A 19,277-nucleotide genomic window follows, 5' to 3' on the forward strand; every position below is an offset into this window, starting at 1 on the left:
TCGTTGGTAGGCGCGATTGGACTCGAACCAACGACCCCCACCATGTCAAGGTGGTGCTCTAACCAGCTGAGCTACGCGCCTACTGCAAGGAGCAGAACTATACAGACATCCTCGGTGCTTTGCAAGCCCATCAGCGCATCTTGTTCACGGTGCCATCAAAAAGAATTTGCCAATCCCCAGCGCGAGCCATAGCATCAGCAGCAGTACGATTAGCAGCATATCGCGCCGACAAGCGGAAACGCGTGGAAAGAGCGTCAAGCCCACCAAACGCACCGGTTGCAACAGAAAATCAAAGAGTCGGAGCACCCCATTGGTGCCCCCCGTGTTACCGGCCAGTAGGGCCAGCACACCCCGCCCCATCAACAGCCAGAGAGCCAGCTCCAGCACCGCACGTGCTGCAGCAAAGACCATCATCCAGGTCACTGTTCATCCACCCCGAACTGCCGATCCAGGCGATTCATCAAATGGGCATAAACACCAATCAGCACCAGGTACACAATCAACGAACCCTGGGCACCCATCAGGTAACCTAAAGGCAAACCAAACATGGTAAAGCGGTTCAACGGCTCAGAGAAAAACGGCACGACAAACGTAACCAAGAACCAGACGCTCAATAATACAGCGGTGAGGCCCAACGTCTTGAACCAGTAACGACGCTGCTGTTGCCGCAGCGCTCCATTCGCTCCACTATCCGGCATTGTGTCCTCCTCGCACAGACGCTTGCTCGTTACGCTCACGGATATAGAGAAGGCGGGGATAACGCAAACGCTCAATAAACTGCTGGCTTTCCGGACCCGGTGGCCGGGTCATCAGACTGACGATCGCATTCACGACAAAGCCCACCGGCACGCCGAAAATACCGGCAGCCGCCGGATCAATACCGAACCAGGGATCCATGCCGATCCCATACCAGGCCAGCAACGGAATACTGTCGAACTTGACACGGGCAATGTAGTACACGGTGATGGCCAGCCCAGCAAACATGCCCGCCAACGCACCCTGCCTATTGGCACGTGGCCAGAACACCCCCAGCACCAGCGCTGGGAACAAAGCTGACCCCGCGATGGAGAAGGCCCAGGCCACCATGTCCACAATCGATGCCGGGCGTTGTACAGCAATGGCCGCCGCCAAAATTGCAATACCCACCATGACGGATTTAGACACAATCAGGCGCCAGGATGATGAGGCATCCGGACGCAGCATTTTGAAATAGATATCATGAGACAAGGCCGAGGTAATCGATAACAGCAAGCCTTCCGATGTCGACAATGCTGCCGCCAGGCCACCCGCCGCCACCATACCGGAGATCACATAAGGCAGACCAGCAATTTCAGGGGTCGCCAAAACAATGACATCGGGGTTGATGGTCAACTCCGCCCACTGGAGAATATGGTCATGGTTGATGTCGTCAATCGATACAAGGCCAATTTTGGTCCAGGCATTCACCCAGGTCGGCAAAGACTCGATGGGTACCCCGATCGTATGTTGCAGCACATCCAGCTTGACGAACACGGCGTATGCAGGTGCCAACAGATAGACCAACGCCACAAAGAACAGCGACCAGAAGACCGAACGGCGTGCCTGACTGACGCTAGCAATACTGTAATAGCGCATCAGTAAGTGAGGTAGTGAGGCCGTACCGATCGTCAGACAGAACACCAGGGCCAGAAAATTGGCTCGGCTATGACCTTCTTCCGGCAGTGCAAACGGTTCAAGATCCGACACCGGTGTATCTGCGCGACGTCTGGCCTCTTTCAGTTCGTTACGCCAGCTCGCATGAGCCTCATTCGGTGTGGCTGGCAAGGCACGTCGCTCACGCTCCATCTGCACAATGTCACGCACCGATGCATCGGTGGCTTTCATGCGCTCGATTTTTTCATTCAGCCGCGTTCTCTCTGCGGCCAGTGATTGGGGGAGTTGATCGATCTGTTCCTGCAAACGCTCAGCCTTCTTGGCGTAAAGTGCTCGCACGGCCACCTCTTCCGGGCGATTAAAGACCTCGTTTTCCAGACTCACCAACTGATGCATAGCCGACGCATAGAGTACAGGGGGTGCCGGTATGCCAGTGCGATCAAAGGAGAGGATTGTGATCGGCGTAACATAGGCAATGAGCAGAATCGCGTACTGCGCCGCCTGCGCATGCAGCAACGCCCGCATGCCCCCCAGAAAGGAACAGACGAGTACACCCGCCAGGCCAAGATAGACCCCGATTTCAAACTGCAGCGTGATAAATCGGCTCGTAATCAGACCCACCCCATAGACCTGGGCGACCACGTACACGAGCGATGCCAGGATCACGGCCATGGCACCTGCCAGACGAATACCCTGCCCACCGTAACGCGCCGCTAGGAAATCCGGCAACGTGTATTGACCGAATTTTCTGAGATAGGGTGCCATCAGGAGCGCCAGTAGCACATAACCACCCGTCCAGCCAATGACGAAGGCCAGGCCCTGATAGCCCGATTGATAGAGTGCACCAGCCAGACCTATAAAGGATGCGGCAGACAGCCAGTCAGTCCCGGCGGACATCCCGGAATATACAGCGGAGACCCGGCGCCCAGCCACAAAGTATTCTGCGACATCCGAGGTCCGCGTAAACAGCCCCACCAGCGAAAACACCAGCAGTGTGAGCAGCAGGAAACTATAGCCGATCCAGCGCTGGCTCAGCCCGCGCTGCTCCAGCCACGCAAGGATCAATACTGCCGCCGTAAAACCCAGTGCAAACAGGGCAACAAAGACAGCCGGCCCATAGACCCCCAGCAATAGGCGAAGTCGGTTTGGCATTAACCCGTCTAGATCCGGTAGGTCAACTTCAGGCGCTGCTGCAAACGCTTGGCCTGTTTCAGACCTTCGCGCAATACGGCTTCGTCATAGGTACTCAGTTCTTCGGGATGCAGGTGGTTATCCGGTGTTTTACCCGCCGCAATGGCTCGCTGCTGATGCGCCAGACGTAAACGCTGCAGATCCGACATGGCCTGCAATGCTGCCGACACATCCAGCGGGCTCATACCGAACTTCTCACCAGCCGCCTCAAAGCGTGTGCGAGTACTCGCGGAAGCCACACCATGCGCCAGACCGATAATGCGCGCTACATCGACAAAGATGCGGATACCGTACTTCTTGATATCGACGAACTTCTCGTTGCCTTCTTTCTCCATAACCACGTCCCCGGTAAAACTGATCGGCGGCTCAGCCGCCAGGGCATTGGTAGCCATCAGACGTAAAAATGTTTCGGCATTCGGTGCCCACTTCTGGAGCATGTCCCGCAATGGCTTGACCAGCGAAAAGTCCCCATACAGGGGGCGGACATCAAAAAAGATCGACGCATTGAGCAAAGCAGAAGGCTCGGGCTTGTGGATCCAGTCGAAGAACAGGCCTTTCCACTCATCTTCCGAACGGCACCACGCCGGGTTGCCGGCCATGATGTCACCCGAACACAGGGTAAAGCCGCATTCGGCAAGGCGCTGATTGACCTTCTGCGCAAAGGGAAGGAATACATTCCGTAGCAAGGTGGCTTCATGTTCATCCGATGCCGAAAAAACCAGACCGTTATCCTGGTCGGTCACCAGCGTCTGTTCATGACGACCTTCCGAGCCTAAGCTGATCCAGCACCAGTTTGCTGCGGGCAATCGCGCCTCTTCAGCCGATAAAGCCACCACGCGCGCCGCCAGGCAATCATTCAGCCACGACACGGCATAGGTCGTTAACGCGCCCCCCAGGCCGGCACCGAGGAAAGACTCATCAATGCGGCGTGCTTCTTCCGCATAAATCACCAGGGTTTCAAAGCTGTCTGCCGCCTCGATCTTGCGGGACAATTCCAATGCGCGGTTGACCGCAAAGCTGTTCTGGCCAAACTGATTCATATTAATACTTCACCTGGGCAAAATAGGTTTTTTGAGAAGCGTCCAGCGCCTGTCGTAATGTGACTACACCCTGCTCGGCCAACGCCGGCAGCAGCTTGAGAAAAACCTGCGCCGTTGCGGTGGCATCGGCCAGGGCATTATGACGCTGATCCATTTCGATCCCGAGGCGCTGCATGATCGCCTCCAGGCTGTGACTCTGCTGATTCGGATGCGCCACGGCCGAGAGCAGCAGCGTATCAAGCACCGGCTGATCAAAACGGATGCCCAGAGGACCTTCTTTCAACTCGAGGAATCGCATGTCGAACGCGACATTGTGGCCCACCAAGACGGTATCGGCACAAAAATCATGGAAGGCCGGCAGCACCAGATCAATCGTCGGCTGTCCCAGCAACATGCTGTCGGTAATACCATGGATCGCAATACTGGCGGCCTTTAACGGGCAACGCGGGTCTACCAGCTGATCAAAGTGTTCCTGTAGCAAGGGGCGGCCATTGAGAATACGTAAAGCACCAATCTGAATGATCTCATCACCATTGGCGGGCTCGAGGCCCGTGGTTTCCGTATCAAACACCGTATACACCAGCTCCGCCAGTGGCTGATCCAGATCCACCTGACCCATCGGCCGATCAAACAGGTCGAAATCGTAGTATTCCGGACGATCAGAGCCCGGCTGACGTGATGAGGTCTGGGCGGTCACATCCTGATCCGGCGTGGCACGCGGCAACAACAGACGTATCGAGGCAGAGGCGCTCGGGCGCTGACGTTGATACCAGATCTCACCGGCGTGGCGATCCAGAATGTCACGGAGCGTCGGCGGATTCACGCCGTGGTCCTGACGCATGGGCTCAATTTCCCACGACAGTACGGTTTCCGTTGACATCGACAAACCGATCCAGACCAAATCGATATGGACGAAGCGATCATCCGAAGCCAGTTTCAGCCCAAAGGAACGAACCTCACCAGCCTCTTCAATGCGCGTGGCCAGATAGGTCAATGCGCTCACCAGGGAGAAGCTGTCCGCACGGATCCACAAGGGGTCCGTAGTGGCCGTATCCACATCCACCGGCAGCTTCAGACGTTCCTGAATCCGGCGGCCGGCAGCTTCAATCACATCAGCCGCCAGCATGTCATCCAGCGGCCAGTGCTGACGCAGGGTATCGGCCAGCGTCACCAGTGTGTCATCCAGCCGCTGGCTCATGCGGGTCACTTCAGAAGCCAGCACCGCTACAAAACGTTCCCGGTCTTCGGGCGACATATCCGGGTTATCCGCCAGCATCTCCACCGCTGCCCGCAGGGTACCCAACGATGCACGACTACCTTCAGTCAGGGTGCCCAGCACCATATCCCGCTTCGCTTCCTGCTCCAGGACTCGCGTGATGTTCTCAATCAACAGGATATATCCCGACGCAACCGGGTGCGCCGATGCCTCCTGTTGCTGGCGAAGCACCGGGGCGATCTGCACGCGAATCAGTTGCCCACCATCCGTCGTCGTCACAAAGTTGGCCACCGGGTGACGATTGCCACGCTCTAACTGAAGGCGGATAGTTTCACGGGCGTAATCGACCTGGCTGGTTTCAAGAATCGAGCTGATCGAACGACCCAGACCAATCAGTGCACCGCTGGACACTGAGGTTGGCCCTTTGGCGAGAGATTCGAACATGAAACGTGCGCGGTTGTTATAAAGCAGGATCCGGCCATCCAGATTACAAACCACCACGGCCTGAGCCAGTTCCGACATGAGCGCCGCCAACCGGTTTTTCTCTTCTTCCACATTGGCCTTGGCTTTGGCGACCTGGGTTTCCACATCATCAATGTAGGCATCGCGCTGGGTCGCCAGATCGTTGATCGCTCGTACAAGCTCCCGCAATTCCGGCGGGCCATCTTCGGTAATCCGGAATGAACGGTTGGAACCGAGCATTAACCGCAACTCTTCAACCATCGCCGCCATACCGGTCACGTAGCGATTGAAGAGACGACGAATGAGCATCAGACCAAGCACAAAACCGGTTGCGGTCAGCATGCCGCCCAGCGGTACCTGTGGTAACAGATGCTCGATGAGCACCTCTCGCATGCCGGGCGACGCCCCGAGCCAGATCAGCAAGGAGGTTAGCAGAAACGGCCCGGTCATTAACAGACCCAACACCAACACCGCCAGTACGAAACGCCACTTTGCCGTGAGATCACGCAGAAACATCAGACTTCACCATTCATTCAAATTACATAAGAGACCGGCACAGTCAACGCGGTCAGGCAGGCAGTAGCTCGCGAATCCTTGCCACGAGGTCTTTGGTCGAGAAAGGTTTAAGCATGTAGGCATCAGCACCCAGCGCCAGGCCCTTGGCCTGCTCGGTCTCACGCCCCTTGGCTGTCAGCATAATGATCCGGACGTTGCTGAGTGCCGCATCCGAACGCAAGATTTCGCAGACTTCAAATCCTGACTTCTTCGGCATCATCACATCAAGCAACACCAGATCAGGCTTAAAAGCACGGATCTTTTCCAACGCGACATCACCATCGTTGGCCGTGTCAGTGGCAAAGCCCTCTTTTTTCAATAGAAACTCAAGAGACATGACGATGTTTGGTTCATCATCAACAATCAGAATCTTGTGGCTCATTAATGTCTCCTTCAGAAGATGCCATCAGATGACAACATCATGATCTCTTGCCAATGGCAAGGTAAACAGGAATGTAGAACCGGTAGCAACCGACTCCTCCTGATCCGGATCTGCAACACCCGCACTTTCAACCCACAGTCTGCCACCGAAATGCTCCACAATTTCGCGGCTGATCGGCAAACCTAAACCCGTCCCCTGAGGTTTGTCGGTCATGGTGTTCCCACCCTGACGGAAGCGCTCGAAAATAATCGGCTGATATTCCTCGGCAATGCCAGGACCGTTATCCTGCACGCTGACACGCGCAAAGCCGGCATCATGCGTCAGCGTCATGCGGATGAGACCAATGACGGGGGGTACGAACTTGACGGCATTCGACAAGAGATTAATCACCACCTGCTTCAGACGATCCCGATCCACATCCACCCAGATCGGGTGTCCATCATCCGGCAATTCCAGGGTAAACACGGTACCCTTGTCACGGAACAACTGGCCCACCGATTCTGCCGTGGATTGCAAGAGAGGCGCTAGATCCAGCCTTTCGATATCCCAATCCACCCGGCCGGACTCCAGCTTGGCAAAATCCAGAATCTGGTTGATGAGTCGGGTCAGGCGCTCGGCCTCACCGACAATAATGCCGAGAAAGCGTGTCCGGTCTTCGGCCGCCATCTCCGGATCATCATGCAGCATTTCCGAAAAGGCGCGAATCGACGTCAGTGGCGTGCGCAGCTCATGCGTGACCGTGGACATGAAGTCATCCTTCAAACGGTCCAGTTCCATCAGTTTGTCATTTGCCTGACGCAGCTCTCGGGTGGCGGCTTCAAGCTCCGCCGACTTGCGTTCAAGCTCCTTAGAGTGTGCACGAACCTGGGAAGCTTCATCAAGAATATTGAGCACTTCATCCAGCCCCAACTCTTCTTCCTGCACGACCGAGCTGACCATGACGTGTGCGCTGGCTGAGCCAATCGTACCGGCCAGCTGCGTCTCGGCAAACATCACGAAATCGGCATCCGCCTGGAGGTTAACCAGCTTAACGATGCCCTTACTTCTGGCATAGCGTTGCAAACGGCTCTGCGCCTGACGCGGCCCGAGAAAACGTTTCAGCAACTCGATCAGTGCATCAGCGGATGCCGTGCCACGCCAGATGCGCGGGGCGATCTCACCAGAACGCTGTACATCAACAAACTGGCTGGCAATGGCCGCTTCATTGGCATTCTGACGCGTCATCGTCGACACGATAACGTACGCACCGAGATTAAAAAACAGGCTCCAGAACAAGGTATGTGATATCGGGTCCAGACTGCTCATTCCGAACAAACGCTGCGCCGCCAACCAGGAAATGCCGGCCGGCCCCTCGAGTAGAAACCCACTGTCAATCCATCCGGATTTAGCAAAGGACGGCAGCAATGCGGTATAGAGCCATACCGTGAACCCCAGGCCAAGCCCTGCAAAAGCCCCGAGACGGTTACCATCTTTCCAGTAAAGTCCTCCAAGCATGGCCGGTGCGAACTGCGCCACCGCCAGAAACGAAATGAGGCCAATCGAAACTAGCGCATAAGCCTCACCGGCACCCCGGTAATACAGATACCCCAGCAACAGCAGAAACACGATCGTGCTGCGCCGGATCAGCATAATCACCCCCGACAGATCCGTTCGCTTGGCAAAATCAAAGCGCCCGCGTAGCAGAATCGGCATCACCAGATCGTTAGACACCATCGTCGCCAGGGCAATGGTTTCTACAATCACCATACCGGTCGCCGCAGACAACCCGCCTAGAAAGGCGAGCAACGCCATGGTGGGATTGCCTTCACGCAAAGGCAATGTGAGCAACAGGGTGTCGGCCTCGAAAGGTTGACCGTCAAAGTGAATCAGGCCGGCCAGGGCAATCGGTAGTACAAAGATATTGATCAGCAGCAGATACAGGGGAAATAGCCACACTGCTCGGCGCATGTGGGTTTCATCTACATTTTCCACAACCGTAATCTGAAACTGCCGGGGCAGCAGCAGAATCGCCAGCCCAGACAGCAAGGTCAGTGCAAACCAGTTACCGAAGTTAATCGACTCAGGCTGTAAGAGATCGCGGATATGCGGAAGCGCTTCTGCCCGGCTGAAAAGATCCCCGAACCCGTCGTTCAGGCCCCAAACCACATAGACACCGACGGCAATAAAGGCAGCCAGCTTTAACAGGGACTCAAAGGCCACGGCCAGGACCATGCCCTCGTGGCGCTCAGTCACATCCAGATGCCGTGTCCCGAAGAGAATCGTGAACACGGCCAGAATGATGGCAATAATCGCGGTGGAATCGGGCATGAATGCTAGAGACTCTAGCGCATCCGGAATCAGGGCTTCCGGGTCATCCGGGAAAAGAATCTTGAGGCTGTAGGCAATCGCCTTGAGCTGCAGCGCGATATACGGAATGATGCCGATAACAGCAATCACCGTCACCAGACCAGCCAGCAGCTGGCTTTTGCCATATCGTGCGGCAATAAAGTCAGCAATCGATGTCAAACGCAACCGTTTGCTCACGCGGATCATCTTCAGGATGACCGTCGCAAACAGGAACATGATGGTCGGCCCCAGGTAGATAGTCAGAAAGCTGAAGCCGCCTGATGTCGCCCGGCCCACGCTACCGTAGAAGGTCCATGAGGTGCAGTACACGGCAATCGCCAGGGCATAAACCGTTGAGGTAATCACGGAACGCCCGGCATCCGCACGACGATCACCAAAACGCGCAACGGCAAACAGAGAGCCTAGATAGGCAAAGGTGGCAATCGCAACGAACCAGGTATCGATCATGACTCGGATGACTCCGACTGACGACGAAACACACTAGACTCTGCGGGCTCGGCGATGCGTCTAGCAATCAGGATCAGCAACAGCCACACACCGAACAGAACGACATACAACGTCGGCAAATCGCCAATGTGACCCCGATATAAAGAAAGCAGCGGGAAGTTGAAGACAATCAAGGCCAGACAGCCGGCAATACCCAGCTTTAACAGCGTCTTTTGCAGTGCCTTTGGCATGATGGCTCCTCACTAAAAAGAAAAGCCGGCGCAGTTACCCACGCCGGCTCCTCTGTCTTTACAACCTGAACGAGTGAACCACCCATCCGGCTTTGTCCGCTGATTCTGACGATCAGCTGTAACTCGGGCAATCCTAAGAGTCTGCCCGATGAAGAACCACCCTCCTCCGTAAAGCCAAGTCGTTCTTCACGCTGGCGCGCTCTGACTGAGCACGCCAGCACCCTGCTGACTGGATCAACCCTTGAGTTGTTCCAGAATGTGCGGGTTTTCAAGCGTCGAGGTATCCTGCGTGACTTCTTCGCCCTTAGCCAGCGAGCGGAGCAGACGACGCATGATCTTGCCGGAACGGGTCTTCGGCAGGTTGTCACCGAAGCGAATATCCTTCGGCTTGGCGATCGGACCGATCTCCTTACCCACGAAATCCGACAGTTCTTTGATGATTCTCTTAGCATCGTCGCCAGTCGGGCGTGCACCCTTCAGCACCACGAAAGCCACGATGGCTTCACCCGTCAGATCATCCGGACGACCCACGACAGCAGCTTCTGCAACCATCGGGTTAGCAACCAGCGCCGATTCGATTTCCATGGTACCCATGCGGTGACCCGACACGTTCAGCACGTCATCGATACGACCGGTAATGGTGAAGTAACCATTATTGGCATCACGGATGGCACCATCACCAGCCAGGTAGAGCTTGCCACCCAGATCTTCCGGGAAATACGACTTCTTGAAGCGATCCGGATCACCCCAGACCATACGAATCATCGACGGCCAAGGCTTCTTGACGACCAGGATACCGCCCTGGCCCCAAGGCACTTCGTTACCGGTTTCATCAACCACAGCAGCCTGGATACCAGGGAACGGCAGCGTACATGAGCCCGGCACCAGCGGCGTTGCACCCGGCATTGGCGTAATCATGTGACCACCGGTTTCGGTTTGCCAGAAGGTATCCACGATCGGGCAACGGCTGCCACCGACGTTCTCGTAGTACCACTCCCAAGCCGTCGGGTTAATCGGCTCGCCCACCGAACCCAACAGGCGCAGGCTCGACAGATCGTATTTCTTAGGATGCACAGCAGGATCGGTGTCCGAAGCCTTAACCAGCGAACGAATCGCCGTTGGCGCCGTGTAGAAGATGCTGACTTTGTGCTTCTGGATCATGTCCCAGAAACGACCGGCATTCGGGAATGTCGGGATACCTTCGAAGACGACTTCTGTACCACCGCAAGCCAATGGGCCATAGGTGATATAGGTGTGGCCGGTAACCCAGCCGATATCAGCCGTACACCAGAAAATGTCATCTTTCTTCAGATCGAAGGTGTAGAGCATGGTCAGCATGGCGTGCAGCAGGTAACCACCGGTTGAGTGCTGAACACCCTTCGGCTTACCCGTCGAACCCGAGGTATAAAGCAGGAACAGCGGATGTTCGGCTTCAACCCAGACCGGCTCACACTGATCCGACTGCTTGTCGACGACATCGCTTGCCCAGACGTCACGACCCGCGGTCATGTTGACGTCAGCACCGGTGCGCTTGAATACCAGAACCTTCTTACACTGCTCGCAACCACCCATCCCAAAGGCTTCATCAGCAATCGCCTTCAGCGGCAGCGATTTGCCACCACGGAACTGACCGTCACTGGTGATCAGCACCTTCGCACCGGCATCTTCGATACGGTCGCGGAGCGACTGGGCCGAGAAACCACCGAACACGATCGAGTGGGTTGCGCCGATACGGGCACAGGCCTGCATCGATGCAATACCGTCAATGGTCATCGGCATATAAATAATGACGCGATCACCCTTTTCAACGCCAAGTTCCTTCAGCGCATTGGCAATCTTGGAAACGCGAGCCAACAACTCTTTATAGGTCACCTTGGTGACCTGGCCGTCGTCGGCTTCAAAAATCAGTGCAGTTTTATCACCCAGACCACGCTCGACTTGGCGATCCAGACAGTTATAGGAGGCATTCAGCTTGCCATCAACAAACCAGCCGTAGGTCGGCGCCTTCGACTCGTCGAGAGTTTTGGTAAACGGGGTCTGCCAGCTCAGCAGTTCCTTGGCACGCTTGGCCCAGAAACCTTCATAATCCTGTTCGGCTTCGGCACAAAGGGCCTTGTATCCATCCATGCCCGATACAGCTGCATTCTTTACGAAGTCCGGGGACGGTTGGTAGACCTTTGCGGATTCATTCGACATGTTGCATCTCCTCGCTATTGTTAGATGTTGCCTGGTTTTTTCCGTGAGCTTTAAACTAACGGGCCGGCATCTGGACACCGTGGACTGAAATCAAACCACGTGCCGTACGCTGGGTACGGGATCATTTAAAGACCACAGCCTTACACACTGCTTACATAGAAACCCTGAATCCATGCGGGTTTGATGCCGCATCGCACCATTTTTTGATCCATATCAATCCGTGCGAAACCATGCCGATTTCATTACAATTCCAAAACTACCGTTATACGGCCTACACACCCATCACCAGACGTCCGGGAAACCACCATGACCGCCATCAAGCAAGAAGACTTCATCCAGTCCATCGCAGACGCCTTTCAATACATCAGCTACTACCACCCGCTCGACTACATCAAAGCCCTGGGCGAAGCTTACAAGCGTGAAGAAAGCCCGGCCGCCAAAGATGCCATCGCCCAGATCCTGACCAATTCGCGCATGGCCGCCGAAGGTCACCGCCCGATCTGCCAGGACACCGGCATTGCCGTGGTCTTCCTCAAGGTCGGCCAGAACCTGAAATGGGACGCCACGATGAGTGTCCAGGAAATGGTCAACGAAGGCGTTCGTCGCGCCTACCTGAACCCGGACAACAGGCTGCGCGCTTCCGTGCTTCTGGACCCGGCCGGCGCCCGCAAAAACTCCAAAGACAATACCCCGGCTGTGGTGCACTACGAAATCGTCGAAGGCGACGAGCTGGAAGTGATTTGTGCCGCCAAGGGCGGCGGTTCCGAGAACAAGACCAAGTTCTATGCCCTCAACCCATCGGACTCGATCGTGGATTGGGTTCTGAAGACCGTACCGACCATGGGCGCTGGCTGGTGCCCGCCCGGCATCCTCGGCATCGGTATTGGCGGCACCCCGGAAAAAGCCATGCTGTTGGCCAAAGAATCGCTGATGGCACCGTGTGACATCCACGAACTCCAAGCCAAAGCGGCTGAAGGCCACACCCTCACCCGCGTTGAAGAGCTTCGTCTGGAACTGTATGAAAAGGTTAACGCGCTCGGCATTGGCGCCCAAGGCCTGGGCGGTCTGACCACGGTACTCGACGTCAAGATCCTCGACTACCCAACGCACGCCGCCTCGCTGCCGGTTGCCATGATCCCGAACTGTGCCGCAACCCGCCACGTGCACTTCCATCTGGACGGCTCGGGCCCGGCACACCTGCCAACGCCTAAGGTTGAAGATTGGCCAGACGTCACCTGGGCGCCGGATGTAAAGAAAGCCAAGCGCGTCAACCTTGATACGCTGACTAAAGAAGAAGTGGCTTCGTGGCAACCCGGCGACATCCTGCTGCTCAACGGCAAGATGCTCACCGGTCGTGACGCTGCTCACAAACGCATCCAGGACATGCTGGCCCGTGGCGAGAAGCTGCCGGTCGACTTCACCAACCGAGTGATTTACTACGTTGGCCCGGTTGATCCGGTACGCGATGAAGTGGTTGGACCTGCAGGCCCAACAACGGCTACCCGCATGGACAAGTTCACCCGCATGATGCTGGAAAAAACCGGCCTCATCTCTATGGTGGGCAAGGCCGAACGTGGCCCCGTCGCCATTGAAGCCATCCGTGACAACAAGGCCGCTTATCTCATGGCCGTTGGTGGTGCTGCATACCTCGTCTCCAAAGCCATCAAAGAAGCCAAAGTCGTCGGCTTTGCCGATCTGGGCATGGAAGCCATCTACGAGTTCACTGTCGAAGATATGCCAGTGACCGTAGCGGTTGATTCGTCGGGTACTTCGGTACACGAAACCGGCCCGAAAGAATGGCAAGTCAAGATCGGTAAAATTCCAGTTAAGTCTTAATCTGTATTAGCAGGAACGTGCCCGAGTGCTGATTAGTCCTCCCCCCGTGATCGGCGTCTTTGACTCCGGTCTGGGTGGGTTATCGGTGCTCGGCGCACTCGCCGAAATTTGTCCGGCGGCAGATCTGATTTACGCCGCCGACACGGCGCATGTGCCTTATGGCAATAAAACCCCCGAACAAATTCGTGCACGCGTGCTGGCCATGGGCCAGGCCCTCATTAATGAAGGCTGCACCACGCTGGTCGTTGCCTGCAATACCGCGACCGCCGAAGCCATTGAGGCCCTACGCGCTGCACATCCGAACATTCCGGTTGTTGGGGTTGAACCCGGTATCAAACCGGCAGCACTCCATACCCAAAGCGGCAAAATTGCCGTTCTCGCCACCGCTGCAACGGCCAAAAGCCAGCGCTTGGCGCAACTCATTGCCCGCCATGCCCCGCATAAGACCGTGTACATCATCCCCTGTCACGGCTGGGCGACCGAAGTCGAAGCACTTAACCTTAACGCACCCGCCATCATTGAAGATATCGAGCAGCATCTACTGCCGCTCATCGATCAAGGGGTAGACCAAGTCGTACTCGGCTGCACCCACTATGACTTTCTTGCACCCACCATCAGCCAGCTGGTGGGTGACAACGTGCAACTCGTCGGCGTTGCCGAGGCGGTAGCTCGGCAGGCCTGCAAAGTTTCCAATGCAGAAACCCTAAATGGCAAGGGCACTATCAAACTCATGTCCACCATGAATCCGGTATGCCTGCCTCATGCCTTGTCAGCGCTCGGTCTTGAGCTATTGCTTGAACGAACCACAACACCTCCCCAGCCTCTCACCGCCGATTGATTGCTTCTAAAATGCAAACGGCCTGTCCGCAGACAGGCCGTTTTATTTGCAGCGACGACTGATTAGCCAGCCGAAACCATCTTCTTAATGTTTTCGATGGTCGACGGATCATCGATGGTGGTCAGATCGCCTGGATCGCGGCCTTCGGCCAGCGCTTGTAGCGAACGACGCAGCATCTTGCCCGAACGGGTCTTTGGCAGTGCCGTCACGAAGTAGACGCGGCCTGGGCGTGCGATGGCACCCAGAATGCCATCCACAGTGCCCATGACTTCCTTCTCCATGGCCTTAACTTTTTCAGGGGTATCGACCACGCCCGCATCCTTAACCACGGCAAAGGCGATCGGTACCTGACCCTTGAGCTTGTCTTCGACACCCACCACAGCCACTTCGGCAATGGCCTTATGGTTCTGGACTGCTTCTTCGATTTCGCGGGTGCCCAGACGGTGGCCGGCAACGTTGATCACGTCATCGGTACGACCCAGGATGGTGAAGTAGCCGTTTTCGTCTTTAATCGCCCAGTCATACGACGAGTAGACCAGCGGCTCTTTGAAGAGGCTGAAGTAGGTGCTGACGAAGCGCTCGTCCTGACCCCACACCGTCGACAGACAGCCTGGTGGCATCGGTGGCACAACAGCCGCAATACCCTTCTCGTTCGGACCACACTCAGTACCATCTTCACGGAAGATACGCAGGTCATAGCCATAGACTGGGAACGACGGCGAACCGTATTTGATCGGGGTCTTTTCAACACCCGGTACGGCCGAAATCATTGGCCAACCGGTTTCAGTCTGCCAGTAGTTATCAATGACCGGCTTGTTCAGTTCTGACATGAACCATTCGTGCGTTGGTTCATCCAGCGGTTCACCGGCCATGTAGATGTGCTTCAGGCTGGAGAGGTCGTGCTTCTTCATGTAAGCAGGATCCTGCTTCTTCAGAACACGAGCCGCCGTAGGTGCCGAGAACATCACGTTGACTTTGTATTTTTCAACAATTTCCCACCAGATGGCTGGATCTGGACGCAGCGGCGTACCTTCGTATACCACCGTCGCCATACCGCCAATCAGCGGGCCGTAGACGATGTACGAGTGACCCACGACCCAGCCGATGTCCGAGGTCGAGAAGAAGGTTTCACCCTTGCCACCCTGGTAAATGTGCTTCATGGAAGCAGCCAGCGCCACCAGATAGCCACCGGTATCACGCTGCACGCCTTTCGGCTTGCCGGTGGTACCCGAGGTATACAGAATGTACGATGGATGCGATGACTCAACCCAGACACAAGGAACCTGAGCATCCATATGCTGGGCACGCAGCGTTGCGTAATCCACATCACGGCCATCAACACGTGGGAAGCCTTTATCTAGGCCACGGTCAACGATAATGACCTTAGCGGGTGGGAACTCGGCCAGGCTCAACGATTCGTCCACCAGGTGCTTGTACGGCACCGGCTTACCGTTACGCATGCCAGCATCGGCCGTGACCATGACCTTTGGCTTAGCATCATCAATACGAGTCGCTAGCGAACCAGCGGCAAAACCGCCGAACACGACCGAGTGAATGGCACCGATGCGCACCGTCGCCAGCATGGCGAAAATAGCTTCCGGAATCATCGGCATGTAAATCAGAACACGGTCACCTTCTTTTACATCCTGGCTCTGCAGAATGGCGGCCATACGCTCTACTTCGCGCTGTAGTTCGGCCCAAGTATATAAACGCTCTTCGTTAGTTTCAGTCGAGATGTAGATCAGTGCGCGATCATTAGGGCGCTCGGCTGCATGGCGATCCACTGCGTTGTAGCAGAGGTTGGTCTTGCCGTTCACGAACCATTTAACAAATGGCGGGCGCGAAAAATCACAAACTTGGGTAAAGGGTTCCTTCCACTCGACCAACTGTGCCTGCTCGGCCCAGAAATCGTCGCGGTTTTCGATGGAACGCTTATGGAAATCCTGATACTTGCCCATAGTGACTAGCCTCCTCTGGCTTACTTGTCATGATGCAGTAACGACTGCATCTGTTTTTATGATAAAAACTTCCTATCGCATCCTGAATGGTGTCAGGCTGTTCGTCACCGCCAAAGACAACTGGCGATGGTTTTTCAGATCAGACGCCATAATTACGCCTGTACCCTTACACCAAGCTGACCATTAGACTGCCATGACCCAATCAACGCATCAAGCCCCCATTTCCCAGAGCCGCATTGCTGCGGTTGCACAACTTGGCCAGCAAATCTGGCTTGACACGCTATCCCGCCAATTGATTGAAAGCGGCACACTGGCTAACTGGATTAATAACGATGCAGTGGCTGGCCTCACCTCTAACCCGGCCATCTTTCATCAGGCGCTGAGCAAAGATGCTGCCTATCAACCGGCCATTACCGCCGCGCGTGCCAATGAAACTAACCCGGAAATCCGTTTCGAATTCGTTGTTTTGCCGGATATTCAGGCCGCGTGCGACCTATTTTTGCCGCTCTGGCAGAAAACCGGTGGCGAACAGGGCTATGTCAGTTTCGAGGTATCCCCTACCCTTGCTCATGATGCAGCCGGCACAACGGCTGCCGCAGTACGTTTGTGGGAAACGATCAATCGCCCCAATGCCATGATCAAAATCCCGGCTACATCAGCTGGTTGCGAGGCCATCACCGAAGTGATCGCCCAGGGCATTAACGTCAACGTAACGCTGATTTTTTCACTGGAGCAGCTAGAGGCTGTTCAGGCCGCACACGAAGCTGGCTTACGCCGCTGGGTCGCCCATTGTCAGCAACAAGGCACACCAGAACGCATCGGGGATGTGGCCTCGGTAGCCAGTTTCTTTGTCAGCCGCACGGACAACACGCTTGATTCGAAACTGCCAGAAAGCCTGCAAGGCAAAACAGCCATCGCCCTCTGTAAAACAGCCTACGCGCAATGGTTAGAAACCCAGTCTGGCGCACAGGCTGATTTACAGGCGCTCGGCGCCAAACCCCAGTGGCTGCTCTGGGCCTCAACCTCCGTCAAGAACCCGGCCTATCGGGATACCCTCTACGTAGAAGCACTCATTGGCCCGCATACGGTCAACACCGTGCCTGATGCCACGCTTGTCGCTTTTCGCGACCACGGCATTGCCACTCAGTCTCTGGATCTGGATGTTGCCGCAGCGCAGGAACAGCTCATTGCCATTCAGGGCCTAGGCATCGATCTGGAACAAGTTGGACAAGAACTGCAAACGGCTGGCCTAGCCCAGTTCGAAAAAGCCTATGCCGATTTGCTGACGCTGGTTTAAACCTTGCGTTTAGCTTCGCGCCAGACTTTACAAAATCGGCGGCAAGCCGTGGCGCTGCCGCGCACGATTGCAGGCATCATCCACAATACCCAGCGCAGCCCAGGGATTAAACTCGTGGCAAGGGGATGGCCTATCCGCGTAAATAGTGCAGCCCACCCGCTGGCCAATTTCTCCGGTCAAAGCCACGCAACGCGGGGATGCTTCATCGGTACCTTTCATCCGCATCAGCTTGGGCGTAAGCACGATAGCCATCTCAGCAGGAACACCCGTGCTCTGCGCAGTCTTGGCCAGTTCGGCGGGATGAAAGTCGACCCGATACGCGGCACAGCAAGCGCCACAACGTTCGCACACAGAAAGCCCTGACGTGGCAGCCGGTTCAGTCATAGCGTCCCGCCCCCGATTGGTACTGGACACCAATGTGGTGATGGATCTGTTTCATTTTCAGGCACCGCCATTGGCCGCGTTGGCTCAAGCGATTCACCATGACCAGGTGATCTGCCTGGCCAACGACCGCACGTTGGCCGAACTGGAAAGGGTCACGGGGTACCCCCAGTTTCGCCTCGATGACGCCGGCCGAAACAATCTTGTTCAACGCTACCGGACTCATCTGACGATTGTAGCGGTAGCACCGAGCGATGCCGGTCTGCCGCCGCTGCCCAAATGCCGGGATCCGGATGACCAGATGTTTCTGGAGCTGGCGCAATACGCCAAAGCCGATCTGCTGATCAGCCGGGATAATCTGGTATTGAAGCTGGCGCGGGCGCGTCAACGCCCCTGTGCCTTTGCCATCCTGCCGCCCGATGCTGCCCTGATTCATTTGTTTGGCAACAATGGTTCAGGCAACACGCCGACGGAAAACTAATTTAGTGTCAGTCGAGGCGGCCGGTACAAAACCGTAACCCTCTGCATCGAATTTTTGCAGATCTGCAGGGGTTTTCCAGGCGCCTTCGGCAGCAGCGCGTACAAACAAACCCCGTGCACGCTTGGCATAAAAACTGATGATCTTGAACTTACCGTCCTTGAAGTCTTCAAACACACAATCAATCACGGGCACCCCCGCTTTTTCAACGGCTTTACGATCCACTGATTTGAAATACTCATCAGAGGCCGTGTTGATCAGCGGGCCACCGGCCGCCTTGAGATCAGCCACCACCGTTGCTGTATTGCTTTCGCGCCACCAGGCATAAAGATCTTTACCCGCAGGGTTTGCCAGCTTGGTGCCCATCTCCAACCGATAGGGGCGCATCAGATCCAGTGGACGCAACACCCCATAAAGTCCTGACAGCACACGCACATGATCCTGCACGTAGCTTAGCTGCTTCTTATTTAGAGAAGGTGCATCCAGCCCTTCATAGACATCCCCGTTAAAAGCCAGAATGGCCTGCTTTGCCTCTGGTTGTTCATGCTTGGGCGACCAATCAGCGTAACGCGTCACGTTGAGCACAGAAAGCTTATCGCTCAGCGACATCAGCTCCGCAATCTGGGCAGGCGACTGTTTCCGCAAAATATCGATCAACGGCGCCGATTTATCCAGAAAACGGGGCTGGGTATGGGGCACACCCGGAGGTGCCGATTCAAAATCCAGGGATTTGGCGGGCGAAAGTACAAACAGCATGAGCAGCTTCCAGTCATCAGATGGGAGAAATTATGG

15 protein-coding genes, 1 tRNA gene and 1 pseudogene are annotated in these 19,277 nt (G+C 55.8%); 4 read left to right on the plus strand and 13 right to left on the minus strand.

What is annotated here, in order from left to right:
* Positions 1-4: 4 nt before the first annotated feature.
* The 10 genes from AC3GOJ_RS07495 to acs all read right to left on the minus strand — a co-directional run bounded on the left by AC3GOJ_RS07495 (position 5) and on the right by acs (position 11,697).
* A tRNA-Val gene (locus AC3GOJ_RS07495) sits at positions 5-81 on the minus strand.
* Between the two features lie 63 nt (positions 82-144).
* The gene (locus AC3GOJ_RS07500) at positions 145-423 is read right to left on the minus strand and encodes a hypothetical protein (protein WP_488236843.1); all 279 of its coding nucleotides are present in this window, start codon (positions 421-423) and stop codon (positions 145-147) included.
* Positions 420-698: a DUF4212 domain-containing protein gene (locus tag AC3GOJ_RS07505; protein ID WP_488236844.1), complete on the minus strand. Its 279-nt coding sequence runs from the start codon at positions 696-698 to the stop codon at positions 420-422. Before AC3GOJ_RS07505 ends, AC3GOJ_RS07500 begins: the two co-directional genes overlap by 4 nt.
* Positions 688-2,784: a VC_2705 family sodium/solute symporter gene (locus tag AC3GOJ_RS07510; protein WP_488236845.1), complete on the minus strand. Its 2,097-nt coding sequence runs from the start codon at positions 2,782-2,784 to the stop codon at positions 688-690. The genes AC3GOJ_RS07505 and AC3GOJ_RS07510 overlap by 11 nt, the downstream gene beginning before the upstream one ends.
* Before the next feature lie 8 nt (positions 2,785-2,792).
* The gene (locus AC3GOJ_RS07515; RefSeq protein ID WP_488236846.1) at positions 2,793-3,863 is read right to left on the minus strand and encodes a putative nucleotidyltransferase substrate binding domain-containing protein; all 1,071 of its coding nucleotides are present in this window, start codon (positions 3,861-3,863) and stop codon (positions 2,793-2,795) included.
* A 1-nt stretch (position 3,864) separates the two neighbouring features.
* The gene (locus AC3GOJ_RS07520) at positions 3,865-6,057 is read right to left on the minus strand and encodes a 3'-5' exonuclease (RefSeq protein ID WP_488236847.1); all 2,193 of its coding nucleotides are present in this window, start codon (positions 6,055-6,057) and stop codon (positions 3,865-3,867) included.
* A gap of 52 nt (positions 6,058-6,109) precedes the next feature.
* Positions 6,110-6,478, minus strand: a complete 369-nt coding sequence (locus AC3GOJ_RS07525; protein ID WP_488236848.1) for a response regulator transcription factor — start codon at positions 6,476-6,478, stop codon at positions 6,110-6,112.
* A 24-nt stretch (positions 6,479-6,502) separates the two neighbouring features.
* A complete protein-coding gene (locus tag AC3GOJ_RS07530) occupies positions 6,503-9,271 on the minus strand; it encodes an ATP-binding protein (protein WP_488236849.1) in 2,769 nt (922 codons plus the stop codon).
* A complete protein-coding gene (locus AC3GOJ_RS07535) occupies positions 9,268-9,501 on the minus strand; it encodes a hypothetical protein (RefSeq protein ID WP_488236850.1) in 234 nt (77 codons plus the stop codon). Before AC3GOJ_RS07535 ends, AC3GOJ_RS07530 begins: the two co-directional genes overlap by 4 nt.
* A 234-nt stretch (positions 9,502-9,735) precedes the next feature.
* A complete protein-coding gene (gene acs / locus AC3GOJ_RS07540; protein WP_488236851.1) occupies positions 9,736-11,697 on the minus strand; it encodes an acetate--CoA ligase in 1,962 nt (653 codons plus the stop codon).
* 306 nt (positions 11,698-12,003) lie between these two features.
* Here acs and AC3GOJ_RS07545 point away from each other — a divergent pair, with 306 nt between their 5' ends.
* Positions 12,004-13,533 (plus strand): fumarate hydratase, encoded by a 1,530-nt coding sequence (locus AC3GOJ_RS07545; protein WP_488236852.1) that lies wholly within the window; start codon positions 12,004-12,006, stop codon positions 13,531-13,533.
* Positions 13,534-13,558: 25 nt separating this feature from the next.
* Positions 13,559-14,371 (plus strand): glutamate racemase, encoded by an 813-nt coding sequence (murI, locus tag AC3GOJ_RS07550; protein WP_488236853.1) that lies wholly within the window; start codon positions 13,559-13,561, stop codon positions 14,369-14,371.
* 62 nt (positions 14,372-14,433) lie between these two features.
* Here murI and AC3GOJ_RS07555 read toward each other — a convergent pair.
* Positions 14,434-16,338 (minus strand): annotated as a pseudogene (locus AC3GOJ_RS07555) (propionate--CoA ligase); the annotation flags it as partial.
* A 184-nt stretch (positions 16,339-16,522) separates the two neighbouring features.
* Between AC3GOJ_RS07555 and tal the strand changes: the two are divergent.
* Positions 16,523-17,626, plus strand: coding sequence for a transaldolase (tal, locus tag AC3GOJ_RS07560; RefSeq protein WP_488236854.1), 1,104 nt, complete (start codon positions 16,523-16,525; stop codon positions 17,624-17,626).
* Positions 17,627-17,653: 27 nt separating this feature from the next.
* Here the strand turns inward: tal and AC3GOJ_RS07565 are convergent, their stop codons facing one another.
* Positions 17,654-18,010: a YkgJ family cysteine cluster protein gene (locus tag AC3GOJ_RS07565; protein ID WP_488236855.1), complete on the minus strand. Its 357-nt coding sequence runs from the start codon at positions 18,008-18,010 to the stop codon at positions 17,654-17,656.
* Between AC3GOJ_RS07565 and AC3GOJ_RS07570 the strand changes: the two genes are divergently transcribed.
* Complete coding sequence (locus tag AC3GOJ_RS07570) at positions 17,991-18,488, plus strand: putative toxin-antitoxin system toxin component, PIN family (RefSeq protein ID WP_488236856.1); 498 nt, start codon at positions 17,991-17,993, stop codon at positions 18,486-18,488. The genes AC3GOJ_RS07565 and AC3GOJ_RS07570 overlap by 20 nt on opposite strands.
* On the opposite strand, the gene yaaA is transcribed toward AC3GOJ_RS07570, so the two are convergent.
* Positions 18,462-19,241, minus strand: a complete 780-nt coding sequence (yaaA, locus tag AC3GOJ_RS07575; RefSeq protein WP_488236857.1) for a peroxide stress protein YaaA — start codon at positions 19,239-19,241, stop codon at positions 18,462-18,464. The two genes, AC3GOJ_RS07570 and yaaA, sit on opposite strands and share 27 nt — an antisense overlap.
* Positions 19,242-19,277 lie beyond the last annotated feature (36 nt).

Source organism: Fluviibacter sp., assembly GCF_057744235.1.